The sequence below is a fragment of the Roseospira navarrensis genome, from assembly GCF_009601025.1.
GTDB lineage: Bacteria > Pseudomonadota > Alphaproteobacteria > Rhodospirillales > Rhodospirillaceae > Rhodospira > Rhodospira navarrensis.
Genome location: NZ_WIVE01000105.1, coordinates 1 through 7,856, shown reverse-complemented (window position 1 = coordinate 7,856; position 7,856 = coordinate 1). Strand labels below are relative to the sequence as shown.

The following is a 7,856-nucleotide window of genomic DNA, read 5'->3' as shown; positions in this document are numbered from 1 at the left end:
CTCCGCCCCTTCTGTTGGAGAGGGGAATCTGGGGGGCGCGGCGTTCGCGTAACCCTGGGGGCATGCCCCCAGGGTTACGCGACGGTTGCGTCAGGGTGGGGAATTTTCAAACGCCACAAATGGGGAGTTTTCATCCGGCGCTGACAAGGACTGGTCATCGACCTTCATGGCGCGCTGGCTGGGATCCTAAGCCTTTGCTCAGAAAGCAAAAAGGCCCCCATCATTTCTGATGGAGGCCTTGAGCAAATAAAGATGGTTGCGGGGAGAGGATTTGAACCTCTGACCTTCAGGTTATGAGCCAAGCGAAAAGCCATATTTGGCACACTCCGCCAATCACCGCCAACACCTTATATATTGATATCGCGTGATTTCTTTGAGTAGAGCGCTTGGTTATTGTTGAAGGTTTTTGGTTTTCAGTGTGCCAAGAATGTGCCAAAAAGGGCCTGGCACACCCTTCCCTTCCCTTCGCTTCGCACAGGCACGACCATGGCGACCATCCAGAAACGCAACGGCAAGAACGGCCCGAGCTATCGGGTCATGGTCCGGATGAAGGGCTTCCCGCCCAAGACCCGCACCTTCAAGCGGCTCACGGACGCCAAGCAGTGGGCACAGGACACCGAGAGCGGCATCCGCAAGGGCGAGTTCAAAAACGTCGTCCGTACGGCCGGCAGCAAGACGCTCCAGGACGTGATCGACCGCTTCCGCAAGGAGGTCTTCATCCATCGCGCCGAGAGCACCAAGCGGGCGGAAGCCTCGTTCCTGAACTTCTGGGAACGGGAGCTCGGGGAATACGCCCTCGCCTACATCACGCCCGACCTGGTGAGCGAGAAGATGAACGCCCTTGCCGCCGCCGGCGACAGCCGGCGCAAGCCCGACCACGAGAACGGCAAGACCAAGAAGGCGCCCAGGCCCAAAAGCCCGAAGACGCTCAAGCACTATCGCGACGAGCTCGCGCTGCTCTTCAAGTACGCCATTCAGTGGGGCTGGACGGCTTCCAGCCCGCTCGACGGGGTGAACAAGATCACCAAGATCCGGAACGAGCGGACCCGCTATCTGGACGATGACGAGCGGGCGGCGCTGCTCAAGGCCTGTCAGGAGAGCGACAACCCGCAGCTCTATCCCGTGGTGCTGCTGGCGATCAGCACCGGCGCGCGTCGCAGCGAGATACTCGGCCTCACGCTGGACGACGTGAACCTGAAGCGCGAGACGGCCATCCTGCGCAACACCAAGAACGGCGACACACGCGCCGCCCACATCGTGCCGCAGATCGCCCCGGCCATCCGCGACCAGATCGCCTACGCGAAGGCACTCTACAAGGACTTACCCGAGCCGCCGGAGACCAAGTCGCTGTTCCCGCGCCGGGACGGCCAGGGCCCGATCGACATCCGCAAGGCCTGGGAGAACGCCCGAGACGCCGCCGGCCTGACGGACTTCCGCTTCCATGACCTTCGGCACAGCACGGCCAGCTACCTCGCCATGAACGGCGCGAGCCTTGTGGAGATTGCCGAGGTGCTGGGGCACCGGACGCTCCAGATGGTGCGCCGCTACGCGCACCTGTCCGAGAGCCACGTCAAGGACGTGGTCGGCCGTATGAACACCCGCTACCTCGGGCCGAGCGAAGGCGACCAGCCGGACGCCTGACGCGCCTCAGCACCGCCGGAAATTGAGATTCCCGCCGTTTCCGCGTAGTTTCGGCTTGTTCCTGCTCTTTTTGACGTCAATCGACGACGGAGGGCTCAGCCCTTGATCGATTACAAGGAGCTGCGAACGGTCAAGCAGCTTGCGGCGGAAGCGCCGTTCGTGACCGAGAGCAAGTTGCGCTGGTGGATCTTCCATGCCGAGACAAACGGCATGGCCTCGGCGCTCATCAAAATCGGCGGACGGGTCTACATCGACCGCGCCGAGTTCAATAAATGGCTCGAAGGCCAGCGTATGGCGCCGAAGTCCCAGAACCAGGCTGCCTGACACCGACCAAACTTGAGGCCCCGCCAATCGGCGGGGCTCTTTTCTGGCACATCGTTCTATTTATGTTCCTTTATCCGATTGACCGCCAATCCGATATCGGTCAATGTAGATGCAAAGTGCTGCAGATTGCGGCAGACATGATACCGGGACACGTCGATGGGCGCCAAGCACCGAGTCACTATCAACCTCGCGGAGGAAGAGTACCAGGAACTCGTTGAGCTGTCAGAGCGCAGCAGAGTTTCCCTCGCATGGTTGGGACGGCAGGCAATCATTGACTTTCTGGACCGATACGCCGGGGATGAACGGCAGCTACCGCTCGATCTCGCATCCGGGAAGCGCCGAGCCAACGATTAAACAAGGGGGGCAAGTACATGGCAAAGAGGTCTCTAACCGTCGCACCGTCGATGACCGAACTGCCTCAGCCCTCAGCCGCACGAGACATCCTCCACGATGGCATTGTCATGGCCCGTGCGCTTGCAGCCTCGGCCGGGGATGAAAACCGGCTGGCGCTCGCTCGCGGCGTGACGCACCAAACGATTTCCGCTTACTGGGATGCCCATCAAGAATCGACTCTCTCCGACCCTTGGCCGATCCATGATCTGCCATCTTCCGTCGATTGCGCCGAACTCTCGGAATCAGTCGCGGCCCTTGCCCAGAGCATGGGTACTGCCGCCGCAGAGCTGGACGTTATGGAGGCCAGCTATCTCATTGGCGTCCTGTACACGGCCACGATGCCAGGTCGCGAGAGAGCCGACTTCGGCGCCTACTATACTCCCCCCGCCCTTTGCGATCGCCTGATTCAGATGGCAACGGAAGCCGGCGTCGACTGGCAATCCGCGCGCGTCCTCGATCCAGCCTGCGGCGGTGGAGCGTTTCTGTCCCCTGTTGCCCAGCATATGGCGATGGGCCTCGAAAACTGCAGTCCGAAGATCGCACTGAAAAACATCGTCCACAGGTTGAAGGGCTTTGAACTCGACCCCTTCGCAGCATGGATGTCGCATGTCTTCCTTGAAGTAACCCTGTTGGACCTATGTCGCGCAGCGAACATGCGCCTGCCGGCGGTGGTAGACGTATGCGACAGCTTGGAGCGTGTCCCCGAGGACACAGGGTTCGACTTGGTTATCGGCAATCCGCCCTACGGACGCGTGACACTCTCCCCGTCACTTCGCGAGCGGTACAAGCGCAGCCTCTTTGGGCACGCCAATCTCTACGGTGTTTTTACCGACTTGGCGCTCCGCTTCACCCGTCCAGGGGGCGTGATCGCCTACGTAACGCCAACGAGCTTCCTGGCCGGGGAGTACTACAAGGCCTTGCGCCGCCTTCTTGCCCAGGATGCGCCGCCCGCCAGCATCGATTTCATAGCGGAACGCAAGGGTGTCTTTGCCGACGTTCTCCAGGAGACGCTGCTCGCGGCCTACCGTCGCGGCGGTAAGGCCGATGTCGGGCAAGTGCACTTCATCTCGCCCACACCGCAGGGCGAGATCCAAGCCACCGCGGCCGGCTCATTCAGTCTTCCTGCGTCGCCGGATGAACCATGGCTGATCCCACGAACCGTGGGCCAAAGCACGCTTGTCCGCAAAGCGGAGAGCATGCCCCATCGTCTTGCAGACTACGGCTACAAGGTGAGCACCGGGCCTCTCGTCTGGAACCGCCACAAGCCGAGCTTGCGGGATCGTCCGGGCAAAGGTCGGTTCCCCCTGATTTGGGCGGAATCCGTTCGCTCGGATGGAGCGTTCGAGTTCCGCGCGGAGAAGCGAAACCACAAGCCTTACTTCGAGCCGCGAGCCAAGGAGCACTGGGTACTGACCGACTTTCCGTGCGTCCTGTTGCAGCGGACCACGGCCAAGGAGCAATCTCGCCGGCTCATCGCAGCCGAACTGCCAGCATCCTTCATCGAGCAGCACGGCCAGGTCGTAGTGGAAAACCACCTGAACATGATCCGCCCTGTTGGCGACGCTCCGGACGTATCGCCGGCGGCGATCGCAGCGCTCTTGAACACACAGGTGGTGGATCAGTTGTTCCGGTGCATCAATGGCAGCGTCGCGGTCTCGGCATACGAGTTGGAGGCCCTTCCGCTGCCCGGCCCCGAGGGCATAGCCGAGATTGAACGTCTGATCGCCCGAGGCGCCAAGGCATCTACAATCGAGCGCACGGTGATGCGTCTCTACGGCGGAGGAAAACGCTAATGCCTCTGTCGCCGCTCCCGTCCGTCGCCGAGATTCACCAACGTCTGCAGAAGATCTTCCCGGAAGGGAGCCCCAATCGCGCAAACTGCACGTGGGAGATCGCCGCAAAGACCGTATTTGTCATGCTGTACGTCGGCGCCGTCGATGGAAGCGAGAACTGGCTTCGGCCCGATCAGGTCACCCGCATGACCGACGCGCAAGCGAATGAAACGGACGACGACAAGCGCCAAGCCTGGGCACAGGAGTCCATCAAGAGCAGCAAGGGCGAGATTCCGGGCCGGTGGTACGCTGTGAACACCCGCGAAAGCATTCGCGACGACACGATCCGCGCCGGCTTCATCGCGAACGGCGTGGTCGTCGAGCGTGAAGGCTTGGCAACTACGTCGCCCGCGCCGCGCTATGCGCTTACGGGCGACTTCGCCGCGCTCTTCGATCCCAATCTCAAAGGGCAGGCACTGGACCACGCCATCGCCGACTGGCAAGCGGAACACCTCACAGCCGGAGCCCTTGCCCGCATCACCATGGTTCGCAAGGGTGCCGTGGCCGGCGGCGAACACGTCCTGGTCAAATTCCCCAGCGGTGAAACACGGCGAATGGCTCCCGGCCCGAGTTCGGTCATCTCAAAAGCGGTCATCGAGGTATTTGCACCGCGCTTTTTGAAGACGCCGGCCGTCGTTTTCCTGAGCGAGAGCCGAAACAAGGTCGTCAGCCGTGACGATGAGCTGGCGTCGTCGATCGGGCTCCACATTGAGGCTCAAAAGAACCTGCCGGATATCGTGCTGGCAGACCTTGGCCCCAAGCATCCGCTTCTCGTTTTCATCGAGGTCGTGGCCACCGACGGCCCTGTTTCCAAAGAGCGCAAGAAGGCCCTCAACGATCTGGCCAAAGAGGCCGGATTCCCACCGGAGCACGTTGTCTTCGCAACTGCCTTTCTGGATCGCAGTGATTCTGCATTCAAGAAAGTGGTGGGCTCGTTGGCATGGGGGTCATTTGTCTGGTTTGCCTCTGAGCCTGAGAACCTCATCCAACTCCATGACGGCGTATCGCAAACGGTCGCCCAACTCGCCGAGCTGCCTGGCGATGGCACAGTGAAGGCGGACACATCATGATGAAGGCCACATTACTCGCATCCGGTTCACACGTTCTCCCTTCTGCGGGGTTCATGGAGGGCAAGGACAATGTGGCCTGACAATGAGACAGAACGCGATTTTCTGAATTTCTCTGGTGTCGCCGACACCGTTGCCGAAATTATCGTTCAGGCCAATGGGCGCCCCACGTCGATCGGCGTCTCCGGTTCCTGGGGCAGCGGCAAATCTTCTATGATAAAACTCGTACGTCGCTCCCTCGATGATCGAGCCGAAGGGCGTGCATCTCAGTTTGTTTTTGTCGAATTCAATGCCTGGCTCTATCAGGGCTATGATGATGCGCGAGCAGCCCTGCTCGAAGTTATCGCAACCAAGCTTGCCGAAGAGGCGAAAGCACGCGAAACCGGTGTCGATAAGGCGCAGAACCTGCTTAAGCGGGTCAACTGGTTGCGGGCCGCGAAGCTCGGCGCTGGCTCCGCGCTCGCACTTGCTCTCGGGTTACCGCCCACCGGCGTGATCGGCGATGTTGTCCGCGCCGGTAAGCAAGCCGTTTCCGACGATGTGGATGAGTCGGATGTTGCGGACCTGGAGGAGAATGCGGCCAAGGCCGGCGATGCGTTCGGAGGCTTGCTAAAGCCCAATCCGGAGCTATCCCCACCGCGAGAGATACATGCCATTCGTGAAAGTTTTGAACAAACCCTGAAGGAAATCGGAGTCACGCTCGTCGTCCTAATTGACGATCTCGATCGCTGTTTGCCGCCAACAACGATTTCTACCTTGGAAGCGATCCGACTATTCCTGTTTCTCGACAACACCGCCTTCGTCATCGCCGCAGATAATGCGATGATCAAGCACGCTGTTCGGCAGCATTTTGATGGCGTCGACGATGATCTCGTCACAAACTACTTCGACAAACTTGTGCAAATCCCGATCCGCGTACCACCACTCGGCACACAAGAGGTCCGTGCCTATATGCTTCTGCTATTCGTTGAGAATAGCGAGCTTGAAGACGAGACGAAGGAAATAATCCGCGAAAAAGTTTGCAACCAACTTACTGAAACCTGGCGCGGCAAACGCGTCGACCGTGCCTTTATCGAGTCTGTGTACCCCAATCTGCCGACCGAGCTCGTCGGCCGATTCGATACCGCCGATCGGCTCGCGCCTATTATGACCTCGGCCTCTCAGATTTCCGGCAACCCGCGCCTAATCAAGCGCTTTCTCAATGCGCTTGCGATCCGTATGACGATTTCCAATGCGCACGGCGTCGGCGTCGATGAAGCGGTCCTTACCAAGATGCTTCTGTTCGAGCGTTGCGGTAACTCGAAGGCCTATGAAGAGCTGACCCGGACCGTCAACGAGGACACTGACGGAAAGCCGCGCTTCCTTGCCGAATGGGAAGAGAAAGCGGTAGCTGGCGAGGAACAAGAGCTGCCAAATCCGTGGGACGAGCCGTTCTTCCAGGACTGGTTAAAAATTCCGCCGCGCCTTGCCGACCTTGATCTCCGCGGCGTTTTATATGTGAGCCGCGAACACGCCCGGCTGATCACGCCTGAAGATCGGTTGTCATCAGAAGCAGCCGATTTGCTTTCGGCAATGCTCCAGAGCCCCGACATGGCGGATAGGCTCAAGGACCGCTTGGCAGGCCTCCAACGGTCCGAAATTACGGTTGTCATGGACCGTGTACTCGAACGTGCGCGGCAGGAACAGGAATGGGGAACGCCCCCAATACTCAATGCCTGCCTCGCGATTGTCCGGGCCGACCCCGGACAAGGAACGCGCCTTGCCGCGTTCCTTAGCGAACGGCCAGCAGCGCAAATCACTGCAAGCATTGTACCACGGATCACTGACCAGCCATGGGCCACGAGTGTCTTCGATAAATGGCAAGAGGGCGACGTTAGACCACCCGTCAAAGCAGCAATAACAAAACGAGCAAAGAGGGGGAGCAATGGGAACGTCTCAGTCTAGCTCCGGTGCACCATCCGGTGTCCCTATGGTGCCGCCCTGGGCGCCCGATCCATCGGCACCAGACCAAGATGGCCAACAAAATGGTGGCGATGGTCAGGCGGACGAAAATGGCGCGCCCCCTCAACAAGCGGCACGCCCGCAGCCAGCCGTTCCAATCGCTCCGTCTGGACGGTTTCGATCAGCGAGGCGCGATCTCGGCAGTTTCGCACGAACCGGCTCGACCGCCGACATGCGGACTGGCGTCGGCCACTATGTCAGCAAAGGCCTTGGCGGCGCGCGGACGGCCACGAGACGTCTTGGCGGAACAGCCCGGACGGCAGGCTCGCTATATGGCGCGCTGTCTATGCTTTCGTCGGGCCAATCTGGTCCTCCCGGAAGCCCCTTGGATCGAGCGCTTCTTCAAGGACGCTCCGCGGATACCATAATGGATGCCGTTGTCGAAGCAGTAAGACCAGTCGACGGCACACAGGACACTGAGGCAAGTCGTTATGCCATCAAAGGCTTATCCCTTTGCTTCCGGCGCGATCAACATATCGTAGGTGATGGGCCCTTTGGTGGTGACGATGCCCAGTAGGGACCGAAAGGCTGCGTGCCGGGTGCGGCGGCGGTTGAAGCGGAAGACGAACTCATCGAGGTAGGCTTGCAGATGCTTGCG

Annotated in this window: 6 protein-coding genes and 1 pseudogene; 6 read left to right on the top strand and 1 reads right to left on the bottom strand. The window is 60.2% G+C overall.

Features of this window, described 5'->3' with window-relative positions; genetic code table 11:
- Nucleotides 1–486 precede the first annotated feature (486 nt).
- From GHC57_RS18300 to GHC57_RS18275, 6 genes are all read left to right on the top strand, one after another.
- The gene (locus GHC57_RS18300; protein ID WP_153346978.1) at nt 487–1,641 is read left to right on the top strand and encodes a tyrosine-type recombinase/integrase; all 1,155 of its coding nucleotides are present in this window, start codon (nt 487–489) and stop codon (nt 1,639–1,641) included.
- Between the two features lie 102 nt (nt 1,642–1,743).
- Entirely contained in the window at nt 1,744–1,965 is a 222-nt protein-coding gene (locus GHC57_RS18295; protein WP_153346976.1) for a helix-turn-helix domain-containing protein, read from the top strand.
- Nucleotides 1,966–2,121: 156 nt separating this feature from the next.
- Complete coding sequence (locus GHC57_RS20590) at nt 2,122–2,319, top strand: ribbon-helix-helix domain-containing protein (RefSeq protein WP_153346974.1); 198 nt, start codon at nt 2,122–2,124, stop codon at nt 2,317–2,319.
- Between the two features lie 107 nt (nt 2,320–2,426).
- Nucleotides 2,427–4,151 carry an HsdM family class I SAM-dependent methyltransferase gene (locus GHC57_RS18285; protein ID WP_153346972.1) on the top strand — a complete coding sequence of 575 codons (1,725 nt, stop codon included), beginning with the start codon at nt 2,427–2,429 and terminating at the stop codon, nt 4,149–4,151.
- Entirely contained in the window at nt 4,151–5,260 is a 1,110-nt protein-coding gene (locus GHC57_RS18280) for a BsuBI/PstI family type II restriction endonuclease (protein WP_153346970.1), read from the top strand. The genes GHC57_RS18285 and GHC57_RS18280 overlap by 1 nt, the downstream gene beginning before the upstream one ends.
- Nucleotides 5,261–5,329: 69 nt before the next feature.
- Nucleotides 5,330–7,201 carry a KAP family P-loop NTPase fold protein gene (locus GHC57_RS18275; RefSeq protein WP_153346968.1) on the top strand — a complete coding sequence of 624 codons (1,872 nt, stop codon included), beginning with the start codon at nt 5,330–5,332 and terminating at the stop codon, nt 7,199–7,201.
- Between the two features lie 502 nt (nt 7,202–7,703).
- Here the strand turns inward: GHC57_RS18275 and GHC57_RS18270 are convergent.
- Nucleotides 7,704–7,856, bottom strand: a pseudogene (locus GHC57_RS18270) (IS1595 family transposase); the annotation flags it as partial.

Coding starts and splice junctions, on each gene's coding strand:
- GHC57_RS18300 (WP_153346978.1), top strand. CDS start 487: ATGGCGACCATCCAGAAACGCAACGGCAAGAACGGCCCGAGCTATCGG.
- GHC57_RS18280 (WP_153346970.1), top strand. CDS start 4,151: ATGCCTCTGTCGCCGCTCCCGTCCGTCGCCGAGATTCACCAACGTCTG.
- GHC57_RS18285 (WP_153346972.1), top strand. CDS start 2,427: ATGGCCCGTGCGCTTGCAGCCTCGGCCGGGGATGAAAACCGGCTGGCG.
- GHC57_RS20590 (WP_153346974.1), top strand. CDS start 2,122: ATGGGCGCCAAGCACCGAGTCACTATCAACCTCGCGGAGGAAGAGTAC.
- GHC57_RS18275 (WP_153346968.1), top strand. CDS start 5,330: ATGTGGCCTGACAATGAGACAGAACGCGATTTTCTGAATTTCTCTGGT.